Here is a 20634-nt window from a genome sequence, read left to right on the forward strand (position 1 = left end):
CCGCCATCGCGCAAGGCGGTTATTTTATAATGGCGGGATTGTCCTTTTCCGATTTCTCTTTTTCCGGCGGCTTTCCGTGACGTTCTTTACCAATTACACGAACCTGGCCCTTATCGCGATCCTGCTGGTTTCCGGCGGCCTGCTTGCGTGGCCGGCGCTGCGCCGCGGCCGCGGCGGCCTGTCGGCTGCGGAGGCGACGCAGCTCATCAATCGCCGCAACGCGGTCGTGATCGACCTGCGCGCGCCGTCCGACTTCGCCGCCGGCCACCTGCCGTCCGCGCGCCAGGTCGCGGCCGGCGAGATCGGCGCGAAAATTGCGCAGGTCGCGAAGAACAAGAGCACCCCGGTGCTGCTCGTCTGCCAGAACGGCCAGCAGTCGCAGAAGGCGGCGCGCGAGGTCGAGGCGGCGGGCTACGCCGAGGTACACGTGCTGGAGGGCGGCGTCGCCGCCTGGCAGCAGGCCGGGATGCCGGTCGTCAAACAAGGAGTGGCGAAGTGAACAAGGTTCTGATGTACAGCACGCAGGTGTGTCCGTATTGCATGCAGGCCGAGCGCCTGCTGAAGCTGCGCGGCGTCGAGCAGATCGAAAAGGTGCTGATCGATCGCGATCCGGCCCGCCGCGAGGAAATGATGACGCGCACGGGCCGGCGCACGGTGCCGCAGATCTATATCGGCGACACGCACGTCGGCGGTTACGACGATCTGTCGAAGCTCGACCGCGAAGGCGGCCTCGTGCCGCTTCTGCAAGCGGCCTGATTAGGGCAGAATGGCCGCCGGCTGCGCCGCGGCTCCGGGCGCACAGGCTCCAACCGGGCTGGCCGGCATGAAGCCGCGCCGCCTCGTCACCACTTTTAGGGAAACACCATGTCCGACGTCGAAAACCAACCGTTCTTCAACATCCAGCGCGTCTACCTGAAGGATATGTCGCTCGAGCAGCCGAATTCGCCGGCGATCTTCCTCGAGCAAGACATGCCGTCGGTTGAAGTCGAAGTCGACGTCAAGGCCGAGCGTCTCGCGGAAAGCGTGTTCGAGGTCGTCGTGTCGGGCACCGTCACCGCGAAGGTGAAGGACAAGGTCGCGTTCCTGATCGAAGCGAAGCAGGCCGGCATTTTCGACATCCGCAACATTCCGGACGAACAGCTCGACCCGCTCGTCGGCATCGCGTGCCCGACGATCCTGTTCCCGTACCTGCGCTCGAACATCGCCGACGCGATCACGCGCGCGGGCTTCCCGCCGATCCATCTGGCCGAAATCAACTTCCAGGCGCTGTACGAGCAGCGTCTCGCGCAGCTTCAGCAGCAGGCCGGTGCGGCAGCCGCACCGAACGGCGCGCCGAATGGCACGACGCTGAACTGACGTTTCACTCCGGACCGGTGCTGGGTATGAAAGTAGCCGTTCTCGGCGCCGGTGCCTGGGGCACCGCGCTCGCGGGCCATCTGGCCGCGCGGCACGATACGCTTCTGTGGGCGCGCGACGCCGCGCTGATCGCCGGGCTGCAGGCCCGGCACGAAAATTCCCGCTATCTGGACGGCATCGCGCTGCCCGATGCGCTGCGCTACGACGCCGATCTCGGCGCCGCACTCGCGCATGGCGCCGCGGACGACGCGTTGTGCGTGATCGCCGCGCCGGTGGCCGGGCTGCGCACGCTGTTCGGCGCGATGCGCGACGCGGGCTGCGTGCCCGCGCACGTCGTGTGGGTCTGCAAGGGCTTCGAGGCCGACACGCATCTGCTGCCGCACCAGGTGATCGCGGCCGAGTTGCCCGGCCAGCACAGCAATGGCGTGCTGTCGGGGCCGAGCTTCGCCCGCGAGGTCGGGCTCGCGCTGCCCGTCGCGCTGACGGTCGCGAGCACGTCCGCCGAATGCCGCGACCGCACGCTCGCCGCGTTCCATCACGGCGCGATGCGGATCTATACGGGCGACGACGTCGTCGGCGTCGAGGTCGGCGGCGCGGTGAAGAACGTGCTCGCGATCGCGACCGGCATCTCCGACGGTCTCGGGCTCGGGCTGAACGCGCGCGCCGCGCTCATCACGCGCGGCCTCGCCGAAATGTCGCGCCTTGGCGTCGCGCTGGGCGGCCGCGCGGAAACCTTCACGGGCCTCACGGGCCTCGGCGACCTGATCCTCACCGCGACGGGCGACCTGTCGCGCAATCGCACGGTTGGCCTGCAACTCGCGGCCGGCCGCTCGCTGAACGACATCCTCGGCGCGCTCGGCCATGTGGCGGAAGGCGTGCGCTGCGCGCAGGCCGTGCTCGCGCTCGCGCGCACGCAGGCGATCGAAATGCCGATCACCGAGGCCGTGTGCGGCGTGCTGTTCGACGGCGTCGCGCCGCGCGATGCGGTCAGCGGGCTGCTGCGGCGCGACGCGCGCGCCGAATAGCCGCGACGCATCTCGGCCGGCAGATCGGTCGCGCAGCCGTCGGCGCCGAGGCGCCGGATGCGGGCGGCGTCCAGCTACGGTCGATGAGCATCACGCCGATTTTTGCGGCCGCGCGCGCGCAAAGCGGTTAGCGTCAAAGCGCGCTACGCTTGAACCGTCTCCGGCGTTTCGGGAGGGGGTCATGCTGCAGATCGGTTCCACGACGCTCGACGCGCAACTCGTCGACATCACGACGCTCGACGTCGACGCGATCGTCAACGCCGCGAACGGTTCGTTGCTCGGCGGCGGCGGCGTCGACGGCGCGATTCATCGCGCGGCCGGCCCGGGCCTGCTGGCCGAGTGCCGCACGCTAGGCGGCTGCGAGACCGGCGACGCGAAGCTCACGCGCGGCCACGGGCTGCCGGCACGTTACGTGATTCATGCGGTCGGCCCGGTCTGGCACGGCGGCGGGCGCGGCGAGCCCGAGCTGCTTGCCGCGTGCTACCGGCGCGCGATCGAGCTGGCCGACGACGTGGCGGCGACGTCGATCGCGTTCCCCGCGATCAGTTGCGGCATCTATCGCTATCCGGCCGACGAGGCCGTCGACATCGCGGTCGGCACGGTCATCGAAATGCTTCCGCAGGCGCCGAACCTCGCGCGCGTGATATTCGCGTGCTTTTCATCCGACATCCACGACCTGTATCGCGCGCGGCTCGCGCGCCGCTAGCGCGCTCCGGCGTGCGGCGCGCGCGTCACGCGCCGCCTTCGAAACCGGCCTGGCGCCACGCCTCGAACACGACCACGGCTACCGTGTTCGACAGATTCAGGCTGCGGTTGCCCGGCCGCATCGGCAGGCGCACGCGCTGTTCGTTCGGAAAGCGCTCGAGCAGATCGGCCGGCAGGCCGCGCGTCTCGGAGCCGAACACGAACCAGTCGCCGGGCGCGAACGCGTGATCGTGAAAGCGTCCGGAGCCGCGCGTCGTGAACGCGAACGTCCGCGCGGGATCGGGCGTCTCGGCCGCGACGAACGCGTTCCAGTCTCGATGCACGCGCATTTCCGCGTACTCGTGATAGTCGAGGCCCGCGCGACGCATCTTCGCGTCGTCGAGCGGAAAGCCGAGCGGCTCGATCAGATGCAGGCGCGCGCCGGTATTGGCGCACAGGCGGATCACGTTGCCGGTGTTCGGCGGAATTTCGGGGGCGACGAGGACGACGTTGAACATGGTTGGGTCTGGCTGGGCCGGCCGGGCGGAACGACGTGCGTTCCTTCCCGGCCGGCCGGTTCGTGACGGCCGAGACCGCGTGCGGGCGGCCGGCCTCTCTACTTTCTATCTAATTAATCCCTGGCGGTGCGCAGCGCAACCAGATTCGTCACGCGCGCGGCACCGGCCGCCTTCAATGTGTGCGCGGCCGCCGCGAGCGTCGCGCCGGACGTCATCACGTCGTCGACGAGCGCCACGTGGCGGCCGGCAACTTCGCCCGCCACCGCGAACGCCGCGTGCACGTTGTCGCGCCGTGCGCGCCGGTCGAGCCGCGACTGCGGCGCGGTGTCGGCCACGCGTGCGAGCAGCGCCGCGTCCGCGCGCACGCCGAGCCGGCGCGCGAGCGGCCGCGCGATCGCCCACGCCTGGTTGTAGCCGCGGGAGACGAGCCGTGCGCGCGACAGCGGCACCGGCGCGATCACGTCGAAGCCGCCCGCGGCGCGCATCGCGTCGGTATCGTCGATCTGCCGCGCGAGCCGCGCCGCGAATTCCGCGCCGAGCGCGAGCCGCGCATGAAACTTCAGGCCGCGCGCGAGCGTGTCGAGCGGGGCGCGGTAATCGGCGAGCGCGAGCGTCGCATCGAACGGCGGCGGGGTCGCGCGGCACGCATCGCACCGGTACGCGGACGATTGTCCGGTGCGCGCATGCCGGCCGCGAGTCGGGCGCAGCCGCGGCGTGCCGGCGCTCAGCGGCACCGCGCAGACGTCGCAGCGCAGCCGCGCTTCATTCCAGTACGCGCCGTCGCAGGCCATGCAAATCACCGTATGTGACAAATTGCCGCACAGTGCGCATCGATTCGGCAATGCGAGTGCGGCGACGCGCGCGGCCAGCCCGCGAACCTGCGACAAAACGACGCGCATTTGGCGCGGGGCGAAACGGCGATCCATCGCGAACACTCCTGACGGCCCGCCTCGCTGAAGGCTACGAGGCGAGCGAGTATACTTCGGGCTCTTCGCCAGTGTGCCCGACATGTCCCCAGCTTCGACTTCAACCGGCCGTCCGGCCAATGACGCCCGGCGTTTGCGGCGCATCTTCGACCGCCGTGCCGCCACGTTCGACGCGGTCGCGTTCCTGCCGCGCGAGATCGCGCAGCGGATGAACGAGCGCCTCGAATACATCAAGGTGAGCCCCGCGGCCGTGCTGGACGCGGGCTGCGGCCCGGGCGACGACCTGCCGGCGCTGCGCGCGCGCTTTCCCGAGGCGCCGGTGTTCGGCGTCGATCTCTCCGGCGCGATGCTCGCGCGGGCCGGCGCGCGCGAGGTCGAGCAGACGAGCTGGCGCCGCTGGCTGCCCGCATCGCTCGGCCGGGCGCTGGGGCAGCGCGGCCCGCGCGTCGCGCAGGCCGACTTTTCGGTGCTGCCGTTCGCGGCCGGCGCGTTCGACCTGATCTGGTCGAACCTCGCGCTGCACTGGCATTCGCGTCCCGATACCGTGTTCCCCGAATGGCAGCGCGTGCTGCGCGTGAACGGCCTGCTGATGTTCAGCACGCTCGGCCCCGACACGCTGCGCGAGCTGCGCGCGGCCTGCGCGGACGCCGAAGCGGCGCTCGGGATCGCGCCGGGTGCCGCGCGCGTGATCGATTTCGTCGACATGCACGATCTCGGCGACATGCTCGTCGAGAGCGGCTTCGAGATTCCGGTGATGGACCAGGAAGTGCTGACCGTCACGTACAAGACCCCGGATTCCCTGCTGGCCGACGTGCGCCGCTGGGGCGCCTATCCGTTCGATCGCACGGTGCCGCCGCACGCGGCGCGGCGCTTTCGCGCGGCGCTCGGCGACGCGCTGGACGCGCGCCGGCGCGCGGACGGCACGATCGCGCTGACGTTCGAGGTGATCTACGGCCACGCCTGGAAGGCCGTGCCGCGCACGACCGCGGAAGGGCACGGGATCGTGCGCATCGAAGATATCGGAAAGGGGCGTCCGAGGAATCGGTGAAGCGGTAAAGAGGGGTTTTGTTATGTCTGAAATTAGCGGCGCAAAGCGGGGTCGAATTGACGCGCAAAACGGCCGGGAAGCTTGTGGCGCTTGGCTTGCGGGCCGATAGCCGCTTGCTTGTGGATGCCATTGAACCCGCCTATAATGCGTCAGCTTGTCGTCCTGGGGTCCCCGCAATACGGGCCGACGAGTCCGATGCAGGCATGCATCGCATGCCATTCGCGTGAGGCGGCGATGGAAGCAGCGAGGGTGTTGGCGGAGACGACGAACAGCGAACCGGTCCTCGCGGACTGGCTGATGAAACGCAACTGTTCGGTGTCGCCGCGCCAGTTCATGCTGTTTTACGCGTCGCTCGCGGGCTTCTCGCTGGTGATCGCGGCACTGCTGATGTGGCGCGGAGCGTGGCTCGTCATGCCCTTTACCGGAGTCGAATTGCTGGCGGTCGGCATCGCGTTCGCGATCTACGCTCGTCATGCGGTCGATTACGAGCGCATCAGGCTGTTTCCGCATCGGCTCGTGATCGAGCGGATGGATGCGGAGCGGCTCACGCAGATCGAATTCAACCCGCGCTGGGTGCGGGTCGAGCCGGGTGCGACGCCGCGCGATCCGATTCGACTCGTATCGCGCGGGCAGACCGTCGTAATCGGGCAGCATCTCGCGCAGTACAAGCGTGCGCAGTTCGCCGACGAACTGCGCGTGTCGCTCAGGCGCTGCGGCTGACGAGGCGCGGGCACCGGCCGGAACGGGCCGGCCGCTCGCGCGACGGGGGAGGGTTTGAATGGAAATTTTGGGTAAGGATGCTATGAAAACAATCAAGCGAGCCCTCACGGGCGTGCTGGCATGCAGCGGATTGCTCTTTGCCGGTGCTGCTCTGGCGGTCGGTGATAGCCCGGGCGGCCCCCGCGTCAACGAGATCAACTTTCAGCCGCCGGTCACGAAAATCGCCGAGGAGCTCTACGATCTCCACACGATGATGCTGATCCTGTGTACGGTGATCTTCGTCGGCGTGTTCGGCGTGATGTTCTATTCGATCTTCGCGCACCGCAAATCCAAAGGCCACAAGGCCGCCAATTTCCATGAAAGCACGACCGTCGAAATCATCTGGACGATCGTGCCGTTCATCATCGTCGTGCTGATGGCGCTGCCGGCCACGAAGGCCGTCGTCGCGATGAAGGACACGACCAACGCCGATCTCACGATCAAGGTCACCGGCTACCAGTGGAAGTGGGGCTACGACTACGTGAAGGGTCCGGGCGAGGGCATCGGCTTCCTGTCGACGCTGACCACCCCGCGCGACGAAGTGATGGGCAAGAAGGCCATCACCGAAACCTATCTGCAGGAAGTCGACAACCCGCTCGTCGTGCCGGTCAACAAGAAGATCCGCATCATCACGACCGCGAACGACGTCGTCCACTCGTGGTACGTGCCCGCGTTCGGCGTGAAGCAGGACGCGATCCCCGGCTTCGTGCGCGACACGTGGTTCAAGGCCGACAAGGTCGGCACGTTCCGCGGTTTCTGTACCGAGCTGTGCGGCAAGGAACACGCGTACATGCCGGTCGTGGTCGAAGTGCTGTCGGAAGACGACTACGCGAAGTGGGTCACCGCGCAGAAGGCGAAGCTGGCCAGCGCGTCGGTCGATCCGAACAAGGTTTATACGATGGCCGAACTCGTCGCGCACGGCGAGGAAGTCTACAAGGCGAACTGCGCGGCCTGCCACCAGGTGAACGGCAAGGGCCTCGGCGCGTTCCCCGCGATGGACGGCAGCCCGATCGTGAACGGCCCGATCGCCGCGCACGTCGAGCGCGTGCTGCACGGCAAGGGCGCGATGCCGTCGTGGGCGTCGCTGTCGGACCTCGACATCGCATCGGTCGTCACGTACGAGCGCAATTCGTGGGGCAACCACAAGAACGACCTGCTGCAGCCGAAGCAAGTGGCTGACGCGCGCAACGGCAAGATGCCGGAAGACACCGCAGGCGCGGCAGCGCCTGCCGAAGCGGCGTCGGCACCGGCGCAAGCCGCGTCGGGCGCAGCCGAGCAGCCGGCGGCAGCGTCGGCATCGGCATCGGCCGCGGCGGCGCTGTCGACGATCTACTTCGAAACGGGCAAGAGCGTGCTGCCGGCCGACGCGAAAGCGGCGATCGCAGCGGCGGCCGACTATGCGAAGGCACATCCGGACGCGAAGCTCGCGCTGTCGGGCTTCACCGACAAGACGGGCTCGGCCGACGCGAACGCCGAACTCGCGAAGCATCGCGCGCAAGCCGTGCGCGACGCGCTGAAGGCAGCAGGCGTGGCGGAAGACCACATTATTCTCAAAAAGCCGGAAACGATCACGGGCGGGGCTGACGCCAAGGAAGCCCGGCGTGTCGAGATCGGGCCGGCGGCTTGACGTGTCGCTGAGTTAGTCGACGTATTCGCATTAGGAGATTCTCATGTCTAGCATCGGGCACGACGTAGCCGCGGGCCACGCGCACGACGACCACGCGCACGAAGCGCCGCACGGCTGGCGCCGCTGGCTGTTCGCCACCAACCACAAGGACATCGGTACGCTGTACCTGCTGTTCTCGTTCATCATGTTCCTGTCGGGCGGCGTGATGGCGCTCGGCATCCGCGCCGAGCTGTTCGAGCCGGGCCTGCAGATCATGCGTCCGGAGTTCTTCAACGAACTCACGACGATGCACGGCCTGATCATGGTGTTCGGCGCGATCATGCCGGCGTTCGTCGGTTTCGCGAACTGGATGATTCCGCTGCAGATCGGCGCGTCCGACATGGCGTTCGCGCGGATGAACAACTTCAGCTTCTGGCTGCTGCCGGTCGCAGCCGTGCTGCTGGTCGGTTCGTTCTTCGCGCCGGGCGGCGCGACGGCCGCCGGCTGGACGCTGTACGCGCCGCTGTCGACGCAGATGGGCCCGGGCATGGACTTCGCGATCTTCGCGGTCCACATCATGGGTGCATCGTCGATCATGGGCGGGATCAACATCGTCGTGACGATCCTGAACATGCGCGCACCGGGCATGACGCTGATGAAGATGCCGATGTTCGCATGGACCTGGCTGATCACCGCGTACCTGCTGATCGCCGTGATGCCGGTTCTGGCAGGCGCGATCACGATGGTGCTGTTCGACCGCCACTTCGGCACGTCGTTCTTCAACGCGGCGGGCGGCGGCGACCCGGTGATGTACCAGCACATCTTCTGGTTCTTCGGCCACCCCGAGGTGTACATCATGATTCTGCCGGCGTTCGGGATCGTGTCGCAGGTGATCCCGGCGTTCGCGCGCAAGACGCTGTTCGGCTATAGCTCGATGGTGTACGCGACCGCTTCGATCGCGATCCTGTCGTTCATGGTCTGGGCGCACCACATGTTCGCGACGGGCATGCCGGTCACCGGCCAGCTGTTCTTCATGTACGCGACGATGCTGATCGCGGTGCCGACGGGCGTGAAGGTGTTCAACTGGCTCGCGACGATGTGGCGCGGCTCGATGACGTTCGAAACGCCGATGCTGTTCGCGATCGGCTTCCTGTTCGTGTTCACGTTCGGCGGCCTGACGGGCCTGATGCTGGCGATGGCGCCGCTCGACATCCAGTACCACGGCACTTACTTCGTGGTCGCGCACTTCCACTACGTGCTGGTGGCCGGTTCGCTGTTCGCGCTGTTCTCTGGCTGGTACTACTGGTCGCCGAAGTGGACGGGCTGGTTGTACAACGAGACGCGCGGCAAGATCCATTTCTGGGCGTCGATGATCTTCTTCAACCTGACGTTCTTCCCGATGCACTTCGTCGGTCTCGCGGGCATGCCGCGCCGCTATGCGGACTACCCGGCTCAGTTCACGGACTTCAACCAGGTCGCGACGATCGGCGCATTCGGCTTCGGCCTCGCGCAGGTGTACTTCCTGTTCGCGGTCGCGCTGCCGGCGTACCGTGGCGGCGGTGAGCTGGAAAAGGCGTCGGACAAGCCGTGGGATGGCGCGACGGGCCTCGAGTGGACGGTGCCGAGCCCGGCTCCGTTCCATACGTTCGAGCAACCGCCGCACGTCGAATAAGCTTCATCGGGCGTTCCGCCGCGGCCTGCCTGACAGGCAGCCCGCGGCGGGCGCCGAATCGATGGATCAGCGAAGTTTCAGCGAAGTTTCAGATGACCCGGAATCCACAAGAAAGACGAACGCCCGAGCAGATTCGCGCGGGCAACAAGCGGCTCGGCCTTACCCTGCTCGTCATCGCCGCCGTTTTTTTCGTGGGTGTCGTGATCAAGCAGTGGTGGCTGTCCACCCACTGATGCAGTAACTGACGCAGTAGCGAGGAAGTAGTCGTATGTCGAAGCCGGAAGAGGGCGCCGTCGATCGGGCGTTCAATCGTTCGATGCTGGTGAAGCTCTTCGTGGTGGCCGCGCTGATGTTCGGCTTCGGCTTCGCGCTGATTCCGATGTATCGCGCGATCTGCCAGATCACCGGCATCAACAACCTGGTGCAGCGCGATGTCAGCGAACGCGAAGCGAAGAGCACGCAGGTCGACTACAGCCGCACGGTGTCGGTCGAGTTCGATGCGAATGCGCGCGGCCCGCTCGGTTTCAGGCCGGAGCACAACAGCCTCGACGTGCATCCGGGCGAGCTGACGACGATCGTATACGACGTGACGAACGGCCAGGGCCGGCCGGTGGTCGCGCAGGCGATTCCCAGCTACGCGCCGAAGCAGGCGACGGAGTTCTTCAAGAAGATCGAGTGCTTTTGCTTCACGCAGCAGACGCTGGCCGCGAACGAGTCGCGCAAGATGCCGGTGGTGTTCGTGATCGATCCGAAACTGCCGAAGGACGTGAAGACGATCACGCTGTCGTACACGTTCTTCGAGCTGAATACGCCGGCCGCGCCGGCGCCGGCACCGCGCAAGACGGCGGAGCAGGGCGCGGCGAAGCCGGCCGCATGACGACGGAGACGGGGCGATGACGGAACCCAGGCGGAGCGGATCGTTCGGGCAGGCGCTGCGAGCGGTGTTGTGGTCGTTCTTCGGCGTGCGCAAGCGGCGCGACCTCGAGGCCGACGCGACGCAGCTGAATCCGTTGCACGTGCTGATCGTCGCGTTGATCGCGGCCGGCGTGTTCATCGGCGTGCTGATCCTGATCGTGCGAGCGGTCGTGGGCTGAACCCGCGGCCACGAAAGAATGCAGTGCGCAGCGCCCCGGCGCTGCGTGCGGGAAAGAGCGGCGGCCGTCGCGTCGCGCAAGAAATACAGCCGGAGCGGTTTCCGGTACATAAATTGGACTGAAGTGGAGAATCAAGCATGAGCGGTCAAAACCAGACCCCGTACTATTTCGTGCCGCATCCGTCGCAGCATCCGATCAGCGCGGCCGTCGGCCTGCTGGTCATGCTCGGGTCGGTGGCGCTGTGGATCAACGGTCACGACTGGGCTCCGTACACGGCGCTGCTTGGCCTGCTGTGGTTGCTCTTCACGCTGTATCACTGGTTCGGCGACGCGATCGCCGAGTCGGAAGGCGGTCATTACGGCAAGAACGTCGACAAGTCGTACCGCTGGAGCATGAGCTGGTTCATCTTCTCCGAAGTGATGTTCTTTGGCGCATTCTTCGGCGCGCTGTTCTATGCGCGCGAAATCGCGCTGCACCAGCTCGGCAGCCTCGACTACAAGCTGATCTGGCCGGACTTCTCCGCCGTGTGGCCGAACGAAGGCCCCGCCGCGCTCGCCGGTCACTTCAAGACAATGGGCCCGTGGCCGGTCCCCACGCTGAACACCGCGTTCCTGCTGGCATCGGGTGTGACGCTGACCGTGTCGCACCACGCGCTGCGCGACGATCACCGCAAGAAGGCGATCGCGTGGCTCGCCGCGACGCTCGTGCTCGGTATCTGCTTCCTGTTCATGCAGGGCTTCGAGTACTACCACGCATACAACGAACTGAACCTGACGCTGAACTCGGGCGTCTACGGCTCGACGTTCTTCCTGCTGACGGGCTTCCACGGCTTCCACGTGTTCCTCGGCGGCACGATGCTCGCGGTGGTGCTGGTGCGGATGATCCGCGGCCACTTCAAGCCCGATCATCACTTCGCATTCGAAGGCGCCGCGTGGTACTGGCACTTCGTCGACGTCGTCTGGCTCGGCCTGTACGTCATCGTCTACTGGCTGTAAATGGAAAAACGGCCCGCGCAGCGATGCGCGGGCCGTTTTCATTGGCGAGGCGAGGCGGCGGCCAGCTGCTTGCGCTCAACGCTACCCCGGCGCCGCCGCGACTCAGTCAGGCGGCGCTTTTGCTTGGTGGCGCCGCTGTGCGGCGAAATGTCACAGCGGCGGCGGATGGTTCAACGCCCGATCGGCAGGCCGGTCGAATGGATCCAGCCCATCCAGTTCGCGAACAGGATGAACAGGAACAGCGACACCGACAGGCCGACGCGGGTGGCAAGCGACCAGACCATGCGTTTCGTATGGCCGCGGTCGTGCATCATGAAGTACAGCGCCGAGCCCATGCTGGCGATGATCAGGACGAAGGCGATGGGAACGAGTATGTGCATGACACGAACCGGACGACGGCAATTCGAAAGGAAGAGGATAATTATCGCACTTCGCTTTCGCGAATGTGCTTCGCGGGTGGCCCGATGAAGATCCGCTGGCTGCCTGCGCTGCTGATCCTCGTCGTCGTCGCGGCCGCGATACGCCTCGGTTTCTGGCAGCGCGATCGCGCGCACCAGAAGGAAGCGCTGCAGGCGAACATCGTTCGCTTCGAGCACGCGGCGCCCGTCGACGTCGGCGCGCAGCCGATTCCGCTCGCGTCGATCGAGTTCCACCGTGTGCGGGCGAAAGGCCGCTTCCTGCCGGAGCAAGCGGTGTTCCTCGACAATCGGCCGTATAACGACCAGCCGGGTTTTTACGTCGTGATGCCGTTTAAACTCACGGGCGGCGGCGTCGTGCTGGTGAACCGCGGCTGGCTGCCGCGCAACATCGCCGATCGCACGGCGATCGAGCCGTTCGCGACACCCGCCGGCGACATCGAGATCGAAGGCATCGCGCGCGCCGACGCGTCGCGTGCGTTCGAGCTCGGCGAAGGCGGTTCGGCCGCGCACCAGAAGATCCGGCAGAACCTGGACGTTGCCGCATATGCGAAGGAAACGGGGCTGCCGCTGCAGCCGTTCGTGATCCAGCAGACGAGCGACGACGGCGACAAGCTCGTGCGCGACTGGCCGGCGGCGACGACCGGCGTCGAGCGCAATTACGGTTACATGTTTCAGTGGTGGGGCATCGCGGCGGCCGCGCTCGGTTTCGGCCTGTACGCCGCGCGGCGTGCGGCGAAGAAGTCGGCCGGCGCGTGAGCGCGATGCCCGGACGCGGCGGCCGCGCCGCGGGTTCGTTTCGAGAGGTCTGATTTGTCCATGCAATCTTCCCGTCAGGGTCCGGCCGCGTCGCCGGTTTCGCCGGCGGCCCGCAAGCGCGGCCGCTGGATGCTCGTGCTGCTCGGGCTCGTGTGCGCGGCGCCGATCATCGCGTCGTACTTCACTTATTACGTGATCAAGCCGAAGGGCGGCTCGACCAACTACGGCACGCTGATCGAGCCGCAGCGGCCGATCCCGGCCGACCTGCAAGTCACCGACGAAACCGGCAAGACGGTGCCGCTGTCGTCGCTGCGTGGCGTGTGGCTGTTCGTGATGACCGATCGCAGCGCGTGCGACGACGCGTGCGCGCAGAAGCTCTATTTCATGCGCCAGATCCGCGTCACGCAGGCCGGCGAGCGGCACCGGATCACGATGGTGTGGCTGCGCAGCGATGCGGGCGCGATTCCGCCGAAGGTGCTGGAAGCGTACCCGGACACGCGCCGGTTCGTCGCCGATCCGGCCGCGGTCGCCGCGTGGCTGCCGGCCGACGCCGGCACGAAGGACACCGACCATCTCTACATGGTCGATCCGAACGGCAACCTGATGATGCGTTTCCCGAAGAACCCGAACCCCAGCAAGATCAAGACGGACGTCACGAAGCTGCTGAAGTGGTCGAGCATCGGCTAAGGCAATCCAACGAGGCACCATTCCGATGTCGTATCTACTGCAACTCGGCCTGATCGGCTTGTGCATCGCGCTGCTGCCGCTGTCGTACGTGTGGGTGAAGGCCGACGACGACAAATTCCGCAAGCTGGTGTGGATCACCACGTTCCTGACCCTCGACCTCGTGATGTTCGGCGGCTTCACGCGGCTGACCGATTCGGGCCTCGGCTGCCCGGACTGGCCGGGCTGCTACGGCACGTCGTCGCCGTTCATCGCGCACGCGGCGATCACGGCCGCGCACCAGGCGATGCCGACCGGCCCCGTCAGCATGACGAAGGCGTGGATCGAGATGATCCACCGCTATTTCGCGATGGCGATCGGCGTGCTGATCATCGCGCAGGTCGTGATCGCATGGGCCGCGCGGCTGCGCCGCCGCCCGCTGCACGTGTCGCCGTGGTGGCCGACGAGCCTGTTGCTGCTGATCGTCGTGCAGGGCGTGTTCGGCGCGTGGACGGTCACGATGAAGCTGCAGCCGGTGATCGTCACGACGCACCTGCTGCTCGGCCTCACGCTGCTCGGCACGCTCGGCTGGCTCGCGGCGCGGCAGACGCCGCTGCCGTCGCATGATCCGGAAGCGGGCCGCTACCGCGCGGCCGCGCTCGCGGCGCTGGTGCTGCTCGTCGTGCAGATCGCGCTCGGCGGCTGGGTGAGCACCAACTACGCGGTGCTCGCCTGTACCGATTTCCCGACCTGCAACGGCCAGTGGATCCCGCCGATGAACTTCGGCCAGGGCTTCCATCTGTGGCGCGCGCTCGGGATGACGAAGGACGGCGACGCGATCACGCAGGACGCGCTGGTCGCGATCCACTGGACGCACCGCACGTTCGCGTTCGTCGTCGTCGCGTACCTGGTCGCGTTCGCGCTGAAGATGCGCCGCTTCGAGTCGTTGCGGCGTCCGGCGAACGGCGTGCTGCTGGTCGTGCTGCTGCAGTTCGCCACGGGGCTGACCAACATCGTGCTGCAGTGGCCGCTGCCCGTCGCCGTCGCGCACAACGGCGGCGCCGCGGTCCTGCTGCTGCTCGTCGTCATGTTAAACTTTCGCATCCTTTCAAGCCGCCCCGGCCGTGTCGTGCAGCCCGCGCGCGACGCCGCCCCGGCGTGACCGTCCCCATGCAAAGCACCCTTTCCCAATCGCCCGGTAGCCGGTTTTCGCAGTACATGGCGCTGACGAAGCCGCGTGTCACGCAGCTCGCGGTGTTCTGCGCGGTGATCGGCATGTTTCTCGCGACGCCGGGCATGGTGCCGTGGCACGTGCTGATCGGCGGCACGGTCGGCATCTGGCTGCTGGCCGGCGCCGCGTTCGCGATCAACTGCCTCGTCGAGCAGAAGGTCGACGCGATGATGCGCCGCACCGCGTGGCGTCCGTCCGCGCGCGGCGAGATCACGACGCCGCAGATCCTGCTGTTCTCGGCCGTGCTCGGCAGCGTCGGCGCATGGACGCTCTATACGTTCACGAACCCGCTGACGATGTGGCTGACGATCGCGACGTTCGTCGGCTATGCGGTGATCTACACGCTGCTGCTCAAGCCGATGACGCCGCAGAACATCGTGATCGGCGGCGCGTCGGGCGCGATGCCGCCGGCGCTCGGCTGGGCCGCAGTCACCGGCGCGGTGCCGGGCGACGCGTGGATCCTCGTGCTGATCATCTTCGTGTGGACGCCGCCGCATTTCTGGGTGCTCGCGCTCTATCGCCGCAAGGACTACGAGAACGCGGGGCTGCCGATGCTGCCCGTCACGCACGGCGAGCAGTACACGCGGCTGCACATCCTGCTGTACACGGTGATCCTGTTCGCGGTCGCGCTGATGCCGTTTATCTCCGGGATGAGCGGCGCCGTCTACCTGACGAGCGCGGTGCTGCTCGGCGCGGTGTTCCTCGCGTATGCGTGGAAGATCTACCGCGACTATTCGGACGAACTCGCCCGCAAGGCGTTCCGCTACTCGATCGTCTACCTGTCGCTGCTGTTCGCGGCGCTGCTCGTCGATCACTATGCACGCCCGCTGCTCGGCGTGTAACCGCACGGTTTGAACGCAATGCTCCAATCATGGTTCGGGCGCCGCGCGCGCCAACGCTGGATGCTCGCGTGCGCATTCGCGGCAGCTGCGCTGCTCGCCGGTTGCGACAACGCGCCGAAATTCCAGAATCTCGACATCACCGGCAACACGCAGTTCGGCAGCGATTTCGCGCTGCCCGACACCACCGGCAAGGTGCGCACGCTCGCCGACTTCAAGGGCAAGGCGGTCGTGATGTTCTTCGGCTATACGCACTGCCCGGACGTGTGCCCGACGACGATGGCCGAACTGTCCGAAGCGCTGAAGCAGCTCGGGCCCGACGCCGCGAAGCGCGTGCAGGTGCTGTTCGTGACCGTCGATCCGGAGCGCGACACGCCCGCGCTGCTCGGCCAGTACGTGCCCGCGTTCGACCCGTCGTTCATCGGCCTGCGGCCGGCCGACGAAGCGCAGCTCAAGAAGGTCACGAAGGATTTCCGCGTGTACTACGCGAAGGTGCCCGGCAAGACGCCCGGCAGCTACACGATGGATCACACCGCCGCGAGCTACGTGTTCGATCGCGACGGCAAGCTGCGCCTGTTCGTGCGCGACGGCCAGGGCCCCGCCCCGTGGGTCCACGACCTGAAACTGCTGGTCGACTGAGCGGCGCGCGCCCCGCGTGAGCGTCCGGGCGCCGGCCCGGCGACACGCGTGACGGGCTCGCCGTCACGCCTTTCTCCTGCTTCCCGACGATTTGCGATGCGCGATGCTCGAAGCGGCGCGGCATGCACGCGCGCGCGCGTACGTATGCCGCGCGGCTGCGTTACGGCAGCGCCGGCACGTTGAAGCCTTGCGCGGCGCGCGTGATCCTGAACTCGGTCACGCGATAGGTCGCGAGCCCTTCGGTCACGAACGGATCGGTCTCGAGGATCGCGTCGAGTTCGTCGCGGTCGATGCGCGCCGCGAGAATCACGCCGCCTTCGCGCGGCACCTTCGGCCCCGCCGCGATGAAGATGCCGCGGTCGAACAGCGGCTGCAGATACGCGCGGTGGCGTTCGAGTGCATCGTCGATGCGCTCGAGCGACGCGTTGTAGTGAATGTCGATGACGTACATGAATGGCCCTTGAATGTCGCCGGCGCATCGCGCACCGGTCAGCCAGTCTTTGTAGCACAGCGGCCGTTCGATGTGGCGTCGTGCATCGCGCGTGCGGGCGGCGCGCACCGGCTGCATGTATTCAAGTCGAAAGTTTCGCTGCCGTAAATACGGGGGCAACCGTTTGCGCGCGACCGGCCGTGCGTGCGCAATGCGGGCATCGACTTCGACTTCAAGGCACGCAGATGAGCAGAATGAGTTTGAACCGCAAGCTATGGCTCGCGCTTGCGCTGGTGTGGATCGGCTTACTGGGCGTCGGCGCGTGGAGCGCATACGAGACGCGCGCGACGATGCTCGCCGAACGCAAGGCCGGCATCGCCAACCTCGTCGACTCGGCGGCCGGCATCGTGAACGCGTATCACGCGCTCGCGCAGGCCGGCACGCTGTCCGAGGCCGACGCGAAGCGCGACGCGCTCGCGAGCCTCGCCGCGATGCGCTACGGCGAGTCCGGCTACGTATTCGTGATGGACTCGAAGCCCGTCGTGCTGATGCACCCGACGCTGCCGAAGCTGGTCGGCACGCAGGTCGGCGACTATCTCGATCCGGACGGCAAGCCGTTGTTCGTCACGATCCTGAACGCCGCGAAGGCGACCGGCAGCGGCTTCGCCGAGTATCGCGGCCGCCTGCCGCACAGCGAGACCGCGGTGCCGAAGATCAGCTACGTCACGCGTTTCGCGCCGTGGGACTGGAACATCTCGAGCGGCGTGTTCCTGAAGGATATCGATACCGTCTACTACCGCACGCTGTTCGGCCACCTCGCGGTCGTGCTCGTGATCGGCTTCGTGATCAGCGCGGCGATGCTCGTGATCATCCGCAACGTGCGCGGCAGCCTCGGCGGCGAGCCGGACGAAGCGGCCGCGCTCGCGGCGCGCATCGCGCAGGGCGACCTGACGCGGCCCGTGCCGGTGCGCGCGGGCGACCGCACGAGCATGATGGCGGCGATGCGCGACATGCAGGCGCGCCTGCAGACGACGATCGGCGGGATCCGCCAGTCGGCCGAGTCGATCGCGGCGGCGAGCCGCGAGATCGCGTCCGGCAACGACGATCTGTCGCAGCGCACCGAGGAGCAGGCTGCGTCGCTCGAGGAAACGGCCGCGAGCATGGAGCAGCTGACCGCGACGGTGAAGCAGAACGCCGACAACGCGCGGCAGGCGAGCGGGCTCGCGAACAATGCGTCGGAAATCGCGCGGGCGGGCAACGACGTCGTGAGCCGCGTGATCGGCACGATGGGCGAGATCGACGACAGCTCGCGCAAGATCGCCGACATCATCGGCGTGATCGAAGGCATCGCGTTCCAGACCAACATCCTCGCACTGAACGCGGCGGTCGAGGCCGCGCGCGCCGGCGAGCAGGGCCGCGGCTTCGCGGTGGTCGCGGGCGAGGTGCGCTCGCTCGCACAGCGCAGCGCGACGGCCGCGAAGGAGATCCGCGCGCTGATCGTGGATTCGGTCGAGCGCGTGCGCAACGGCTCGACGCTGGTCGGCCAGGCCGGCACGACGATGGGCGAGATCCTGCAGGCGGTCGCGCGCGTGACCGACATCATGGGCGAGATCGCGGCCGCGTCCGAGGAGCAGGCGAGCGGCATCACGCAGGTCGGGCGCGCGGTCACGCAGATGGACCAGGTCACGCAGCAGAACGCGGCGCTCGTCGAGCAGGCCGCGGCGGCGGCCGCGTCGCTGCAGGAGCAGGCCGGCAAGCTGCGCGACGCGGTCGGCGCGTTCCGCGTCGCCGAAGCGGCCGGCGACGCGCGTTGAACTCGTTCAAGTGCAACCGACGGCCGGATCGCGCGGGCGGCATCAGCACCGTCGCGGTGCATACCCATATAAGCGGGATGTATTTCACTTCCGCTCGATCCTGTGACACCATTTGCGCCTTCGTGCGAGTCCGGGCATACCCGTATCGCGCTCCTATTTTCAGTTAGCAAGAAAGCGAGAAACAGATGAAGCGTCGCAGTCTCCTGAAGGTATTTTCCGTACTGGCCGCCGGTGCCGCGCTGACGCTGTCGGCGGGCGCGCACGCCGACGACAAGGTGATCAAGGTCGGCACGGTCGCCGGCCCGGATGCGGAAGTGTGGCAGGTCGTGCAGAAGGTCGCGAAGGAGAAGGAAGGCCTGAACGTGAAGGTGATCGAGTTCAACGACTACGTGCAGCCGAACGCAGCGCTGGACGCGGGCGACCTCGACGCGAACAGCTTCCAGCACCAGCCCTACCTCGACAGCCAGGTGAAGCAGCGCGGCTACAAGATCGTCAGCGCGGGGCTCACCTATATCTCGCCGATCGGCGTGTACTCGAAGAAGTTCAAGTCGCTGAAGGATCTGCCGCAAGGTGCGAAGCTGGCGGTGCCGAACGATCCGTCGAACGAGAACCGCGCGCTGCTGCTGCTGCAGACGCAAGGCGTGATCAAGCTGAAGGCGGGCGCGGGCACGGGCGGCAACAACGCAACGGTGCTCGACATCGCCGAGAACCCGAAGAAGCTGAAGATCTCCGAGCTCGACGCCGCGCAACTGCCGCGCGTGCTGTCGGACGTCGACGCCGCCGTGATCAACACGAACTACGCGCTGGCCGCGAACCTGCAGCCGACCAAGGACGCGATCGCGCTCGAGTCGTTGACGAGCCCGTACGCGAACCTGATCGCCGTGCGCGCGAAGGACAAGGATCAGCCGTGGGTGAAGAAGCTGGTCAAGGCGTACCAGTCGCCGGAAGTGAAGGAATTCATCAAGAAGCAGTTCAAGGGCTCGATGGTCGCGTCGTTCTGAACGCGATCGGGCAACCGAACGAAGGCCTGCACCTGTGCAGGCCTTTTTTTCGTGTGCGGCGGATGTGTTTTGTTGCAGCCGCGCAGGTGTTGCCCGGACCGGCGTTCATGCGCTTGATTTGCGAGAGAGGGGCAAGCAATAACGATCCGGAACTGCACTCGCGTATTTCCGTTAATGAGATTTTCTAACGGTCTGCCACATTGACATCGATGTTCAGTGTCGTGGTTTGAGGCTAAATCCGGTATGTCTCTTCCGGCATTGGCACCGCGCTGCCGGCCGCGCCAGTTCCCCCTGTCAAGTCAAATAGCAAAAATTTCAAACGGCATTCCATGGTCGTTGCGGACGGGATGGTCGAGGGATTGGCAAGGGAGGGATAGGTTATGGTAGATCTTGATAAAAGGGTGATCGAGTTTGTAAGGAATAAATCTGGATTCTCTATCTCGTTCATCGCTGACGAGATAACGGAAATTACCGATCTGGACGCCGACCTGGATTTTGATGATTTTGAGGTCGAGGAGCTGATGCGGGAGTATTCGGTGAGGTTTGATGTTGATATAAGCGGATTCGATATAAAAAAATATTACCCGGAAGACGATTATTCATTTTTTGACTTGATCAATCCGTTCAAGAAAAAAGTGATCCATCGTGTTCCGGATCTGAATGTTCGAATGCTTATCGCGTCGGCGAAAGCGGGTCGCTGGCTCTACGACTGACCGCTCATCGAGCTTGTCTGCGACCGGAGGGAGCACACTGTGCGGCGTTGCTGCATGAGATCGCGCAAACCCTTTTTCATGTCGTTGCGCGTAAAGGCGGCGCGATCGCGCGGCGTTCCGCACGTGCTCACATCTCGCCGCGCCGCGAGCAGATCGCCATGATCTGCTGGATCGCGTAGTTGTCGCGCACGCCCGGCAGCGACTGCACGACGCACTCGTGAAAGCGCCGCTCGCGCGGCAGCAGCATCGCGTTGTTGCGGTACAGTGCGTCGCACGAGCGCTGGATCAGTTGCGCGGCTGCGCCGTTGCGGCTCTCGCGCAGCGCGCCCAGCATGCAGTCGTCGTATTGCGCGCTGCCGTCGGTCAGCGCGAATGCCGCGCCCGGCAGCGCCAGCGCGACGGCCGCGCATGCGATCGCACGGATCGTTCGTTTCACGTCCCCTCCG

The 20634-nt window shown here is 66.4% G+C and carries 26 protein-coding genes; 21 read left to right on the plus strand and 5 right to left on the minus strand.

Annotation, left to right across the window (positions count from 1 at the left end):
* Positions 1-76 precede the first annotated feature (76 nt).
* From BSE24067_RS18865 to BSE24067_RS18885, 5 genes are all read left to right on the plus strand, one after another.
* Positions 77-499, plus strand: a complete 423-nt coding sequence (locus BSE24067_RS18865; RefSeq protein WP_040142128.1) for a rhodanese-like domain-containing protein — start codon at positions 77-79, stop codon at positions 497-499.
* Positions 496-756: a glutaredoxin 3 gene (gene grxC / locus BSE24067_RS18870; RefSeq protein WP_006477722.1), complete on the plus strand. Its 261-nt coding sequence runs from the start codon at positions 496-498 to the stop codon at positions 754-756. The genes BSE24067_RS18865 and grxC overlap by 4 nt, the downstream gene beginning before the upstream one ends.
* A 108-nt stretch (positions 757-864) precedes the next feature.
* On the plus strand, positions 865-1356 hold the full coding sequence (gene secB / locus BSE24067_RS18875; RefSeq protein WP_040142124.1) for a protein-export chaperone SecB: 492 nt from the start codon (positions 865-867) through the stop codon (positions 1354-1356).
* 26 nt (positions 1357-1382) lie between these two features.
* Positions 1383-2381: an NAD(P)H-dependent glycerol-3-phosphate dehydrogenase gene (locus BSE24067_RS18880; RefSeq protein ID WP_151068206.1), complete on the plus strand. Its 999-nt coding sequence runs from the start codon at positions 1383-1385 to the stop codon at positions 2379-2381.
* Between the two features lie 181 nt (positions 2382-2562).
* On the plus strand, positions 2563-3087 hold the full coding sequence (locus BSE24067_RS18885; RefSeq protein WP_151068207.1) for an O-acetyl-ADP-ribose deacetylase: 525 nt from the start codon (positions 2563-2565) through the stop codon (positions 3085-3087).
* Between the two features lie 25 nt (positions 3088-3112).
* Here the strand turns inward: BSE24067_RS18885 and trmL are convergent, their stop codons facing one another.
* Positions 3113-3583: a tRNA (uridine(34)/cytosine(34)/5-carboxymethylaminomethyluridine(34)-2'-O)-methyltransferase TrmL gene (gene trmL, locus BSE24067_RS18890; RefSeq protein ID WP_151068208.1), complete on the minus strand. Its 471-nt coding sequence runs from the start codon at positions 3581-3583 to the stop codon at positions 3113-3115.
* A 113-nt stretch (positions 3584-3696) separates the two neighbouring features.
* Positions 3697-4509 carry a ComF family protein gene (locus tag BSE24067_RS18895; RefSeq protein WP_174904825.1) on the minus strand — a complete coding sequence of 271 codons (813 nt, stop codon included), beginning with the start codon at positions 4507-4509 and terminating at the stop codon, positions 3697-3699.
* A gap of 82 nt (positions 4510-4591) precedes the next feature.
* Between BSE24067_RS18895 and BSE24067_RS18900 the strand changes: the two genes are divergently transcribed.
* From BSE24067_RS18900 to BSE24067_RS18935, 8 genes are all read left to right on the plus strand, one after another.
* Entirely contained in the window at positions 4592-5557 is a 966-nt protein-coding gene (locus BSE24067_RS18900; protein WP_151067821.1) for a methyltransferase domain-containing protein, read from the plus strand.
* A gap of 195 nt (positions 5558-5752) precedes the next feature.
* The gene (locus BSE24067_RS18905) at positions 5753-6277 is read left to right on the plus strand and encodes a DUF2244 domain-containing protein (protein WP_151067823.1); all 525 of its coding nucleotides are present in this window, start codon (positions 5753-5755) and stop codon (positions 6275-6277) included.
* A gap of 58 nt (positions 6278-6335) precedes the next feature.
* On the plus strand, positions 6336-7943 hold the full coding sequence (gene coxB, locus BSE24067_RS18910; protein WP_151067825.1) for a cytochrome c oxidase subunit II: 1608 nt from the start codon (positions 6336-6338) through the stop codon (positions 7941-7943).
* 43 nt (positions 7944-7986) lie between these two features.
* Positions 7987-9594, plus strand: coding sequence for a cytochrome c oxidase subunit I (gene ctaD, locus BSE24067_RS18915; RefSeq protein WP_151067828.1), 1608 nt, complete (start codon positions 7987-7989; stop codon positions 9592-9594).
* A 92-nt stretch (positions 9595-9686) separates the two neighbouring features.
* Positions 9687-9827: a cytochrome oxidase small assembly protein gene (locus tag BSE24067_RS18920; protein WP_006486385.1), complete on the plus strand. Its 141-nt coding sequence runs from the start codon at positions 9687-9689 to the stop codon at positions 9825-9827.
* A 35-nt stretch (positions 9828-9862) separates the two neighbouring features.
* Entirely contained in the window at positions 9863-10471 is a 609-nt protein-coding gene (locus BSE24067_RS18925; RefSeq protein WP_151067829.1) for a cytochrome c oxidase assembly protein, read from the plus strand.
* A 16-nt stretch (positions 10472-10487) separates the two neighbouring features.
* Positions 10488-10688, plus strand: coding sequence for a DUF2970 domain-containing protein (locus BSE24067_RS18930; protein ID WP_151067831.1), 201 nt, complete (start codon positions 10488-10490; stop codon positions 10686-10688).
* A gap of 137 nt (positions 10689-10825) precedes the next feature.
* The gene (locus tag BSE24067_RS18935; RefSeq protein ID WP_151067832.1) at positions 10826-11683 is read left to right on the plus strand and encodes a cytochrome c oxidase subunit 3; all 858 of its coding nucleotides are present in this window, start codon (positions 10826-10828) and stop codon (positions 11681-11683) included.
* Between the two features lie 170 nt (positions 11684-11853).
* Here the strand turns inward: BSE24067_RS18935 and BSE24067_RS18940 are convergent, their stop codons facing one another.
* Entirely contained in the window at positions 11854-12063 is a 210-nt protein-coding gene (locus BSE24067_RS18940) for a twin transmembrane helix small protein (RefSeq protein ID WP_006752055.1), read from the minus strand.
* An 84-nt stretch (positions 12064-12147) separates the two neighbouring features.
* Here BSE24067_RS18940 and BSE24067_RS18945 point away from each other — a divergent pair, with 84 nt between their 5' ends.
* Genes BSE24067_RS18945 through BSE24067_RS18965 form a run of 5 tightly spaced genes read left to right on the plus strand, consistent with a single transcriptional unit; the run spans position 12148 to position 16230 of the window.
* Complete coding sequence (locus tag BSE24067_RS18945) at positions 12148-12858, plus strand: SURF1 family protein (protein ID WP_244122281.1); 711 nt, start codon at positions 12148-12150, stop codon at positions 12856-12858.
* A 60-nt stretch (positions 12859-12918) separates the two neighbouring features.
* On the plus strand, positions 12919-13545 hold the full coding sequence (locus BSE24067_RS18950) for an SCO family protein (RefSeq protein WP_151067836.1): 627 nt from the start codon (positions 12919-12921) through the stop codon (positions 13543-13545).
* 25 nt (positions 13546-13570) lie between these two features.
* On the plus strand, positions 13571-14683 hold the full coding sequence (locus BSE24067_RS18955) for a COX15/CtaA family protein (RefSeq protein WP_151067837.1): 1113 nt from the start codon (positions 13571-13573) through the stop codon (positions 14681-14683).
* An 8-nt stretch (positions 14684-14691) separates the two neighbouring features.
* Positions 14692-15594 carry a heme o synthase gene (gene cyoE, locus BSE24067_RS18960; RefSeq protein ID WP_151067839.1) on the plus strand — a complete coding sequence of 301 codons (903 nt, stop codon included), beginning with the start codon at positions 14692-14694 and terminating at the stop codon, positions 15592-15594.
* A gap of 18 nt (positions 15595-15612) precedes the next feature.
* Positions 15613-16230 (plus strand): SCO family protein, encoded by a 618-nt coding sequence (locus tag BSE24067_RS18965; RefSeq protein WP_151067840.1) that lies wholly within the window; start codon positions 15613-15615, stop codon positions 16228-16230.
* Positions 16231-16390: 160 nt separating this feature from the next.
* On the opposite strand, the gene BSE24067_RS18970 is transcribed toward BSE24067_RS18965, so the two are convergent.
* Positions 16391-16681, minus strand: coding sequence for a YciI family protein (locus BSE24067_RS18970; protein ID WP_151067842.1), 291 nt, complete (start codon positions 16679-16681; stop codon positions 16391-16393).
* Positions 16682-16905: 224 nt separating this feature from the next.
* On the opposite strand from BSE24067_RS18970, the gene BSE24067_RS18975 reads away from it, so the two are divergent.
* From BSE24067_RS18975 to BSE24067_RS18985, 3 genes are all read left to right on the plus strand, one after another.
* Complete coding sequence (locus BSE24067_RS18975) at positions 16906-18474, plus strand: methyl-accepting chemotaxis protein (protein WP_151067844.1); 1569 nt, start codon at positions 16906-16908, stop codon at positions 18472-18474.
* A gap of 185 nt (positions 18475-18659) precedes the next feature.
* Positions 18660-19475, plus strand: a complete 816-nt coding sequence (locus BSE24067_RS18980; RefSeq protein WP_151067846.1) for a MetQ/NlpA family ABC transporter substrate-binding protein — start codon at positions 18660-18662, stop codon at positions 19473-19475.
* A 380-nt stretch (positions 19476-19855) separates the two neighbouring features.
* Entirely contained in the window at positions 19856-20188 is a 333-nt protein-coding gene (locus tag BSE24067_RS18985) for a DUF1493 family protein (RefSeq protein ID WP_151067848.1), read from the plus strand.
* A gap of 127 nt (positions 20189-20315) precedes the next feature.
* Here the strand turns inward: BSE24067_RS18985 and BSE24067_RS18990 are convergent, their stop codons facing one another.
* Positions 20316-20624 (minus strand): VF_A0006 family four-cysteine protein, encoded by a 309-nt coding sequence (locus tag BSE24067_RS18990; RefSeq protein ID WP_151067849.1) that lies wholly within the window; start codon positions 20622-20624, stop codon positions 20316-20318.
* Positions 20625-20634 lie beyond the last annotated feature (10 nt).

Origin of the sequence: Burkholderia latens, from assembly GCF_902499045.1 — a bacterium.
In the GTDB taxonomy this organism is placed as follows: Bacteria; Pseudomonadota; Gammaproteobacteria; order Burkholderiales; family Burkholderiaceae; genus Burkholderia; species Burkholderia latens.

Excerpts from the sequence above, each read along its gene's own strand:
- BSE24067_RS18880 (WP_151068206.1), top strand. The coding sequence starts at position 1,383 with ATGAAAGTAGCCGTTCTCGGCGCCGGTGCCTGGGGCACCGCGCTCGCG.
- BSE24067_RS18925 (WP_151067829.1), top strand. The coding sequence starts at position 9,863 with ATGTCGAAGCCGGAAGAGGGCGCCGTCGATCGGGCGTTCAATCGTTCG.
- BSE24067_RS18975 (WP_151067844.1), top strand. The coding sequence starts at position 16,906 with ATGAGCAGAATGAGTTTGAACCGCAAGCTATGGCTCGCGCTTGCGCTG.
- BSE24067_RS18940 (WP_006752055.1), bottom strand. The coding sequence starts at position 12,063 with ATGCACATACTCGTTCCCATCGCCTTCGTCCTGATCATCGCCAGCATG.
- BSE24067_RS18955 (WP_151067837.1), top strand. The coding sequence starts at position 13,571 with ATGTCGTATCTACTGCAACTCGGCCTGATCGGCTTGTGCATCGCGCTG.
- BSE24067_RS18970 (WP_151067842.1), bottom strand. The coding sequence starts at position 16,681 with ATGTACGTCATCGACATTCACTACAACGCGTCGCTCGAGCGCATCGAC.
- BSE24067_RS18945 (WP_244122281.1), top strand. The coding sequence starts at position 12,148 with ATGAAGATCCGCTGGCTGCCTGCGCTGCTGATCCTCGTCGTCGTCGCG.
- BSE24067_RS18980 (WP_151067846.1), top strand. The coding sequence starts at position 18,660 with ATGAAGCGTCGCAGTCTCCTGAAGGTATTTTCCGTACTGGCCGCCGGT.
- cyoE (WP_151067839.1), top strand. The coding sequence starts at position 14,692 with ATGCAAAGCACCCTTTCCCAATCGCCCGGTAGCCGGTTTTCGCAGTAC.
- secB (WP_040142124.1), top strand. The coding sequence starts at position 865 with ATGTCCGACGTCGAAAACCAACCGTTCTTCAACATCCAGCGCGTCTAC.
- ctaD (WP_151067828.1), top strand. The coding sequence starts at position 7,987 with ATGTCTAGCATCGGGCACGACGTAGCCGCGGGCCACGCGCACGACGAC.
- BSE24067_RS18920 (WP_006486385.1), top strand. The coding sequence starts at position 9,687 with ATGACCCGGAATCCACAAGAAAGACGAACGCCCGAGCAGATTCGCGCG.
- BSE24067_RS18900 (WP_151067821.1), top strand. The coding sequence starts at position 4,592 with ATGTCCCCAGCTTCGACTTCAACCGGCCGTCCGGCCAATGACGCCCGG.
- BSE24067_RS18885 (WP_151068207.1), top strand. The coding sequence starts at position 2,563 with ATGCTGCAGATCGGTTCCACGACGCTCGACGCGCAACTCGTCGACATC.
- BSE24067_RS18950 (WP_151067836.1), top strand. The coding sequence starts at position 12,919 with ATGCAATCTTCCCGTCAGGGTCCGGCCGCGTCGCCGGTTTCGCCGGCG.
- BSE24067_RS18905 (WP_151067823.1), top strand. The coding sequence starts at position 5,753 with ATGCAGGCATGCATCGCATGCCATTCGCGTGAGGCGGCGATGGAAGCA.
- trmL (WP_151068208.1), bottom strand. The coding sequence starts at position 3,583 with ATGTTCAACGTCGTCCTCGTCGCCCCCGAAATTCCGCCGAACACCGGC.
- BSE24067_RS18965 (WP_151067840.1), top strand. The coding sequence starts at position 15,613 with ATGCTCCAATCATGGTTCGGGCGCCGCGCGCGCCAACGCTGGATGCTC.
- BSE24067_RS18930 (WP_151067831.1), top strand. The coding sequence starts at position 10,488 with ATGACGGAACCCAGGCGGAGCGGATCGTTCGGGCAGGCGCTGCGAGCG.
- coxB (WP_151067825.1), top strand. The coding sequence starts at position 6,336 with ATGGAAATTTTGGGTAAGGATGCTATGAAAACAATCAAGCGAGCCCTC.
- BSE24067_RS18895 (WP_174904825.1), bottom strand. The coding sequence starts at position 4,509 with ATGGATCGCCGTTTCGCCCCGCGCCAAATGCGCGTCGTTTTGTCGCAG.
- BSE24067_RS18985 (WP_151067848.1), top strand. The coding sequence starts at position 19,856 with ATGGTAGATCTTGATAAAAGGGTGATCGAGTTTGTAAGGAATAAATCT.
- BSE24067_RS18935 (WP_151067832.1), top strand. The coding sequence starts at position 10,826 with ATGAGCGGTCAAAACCAGACCCCGTACTATTTCGTGCCGCATCCGTCG.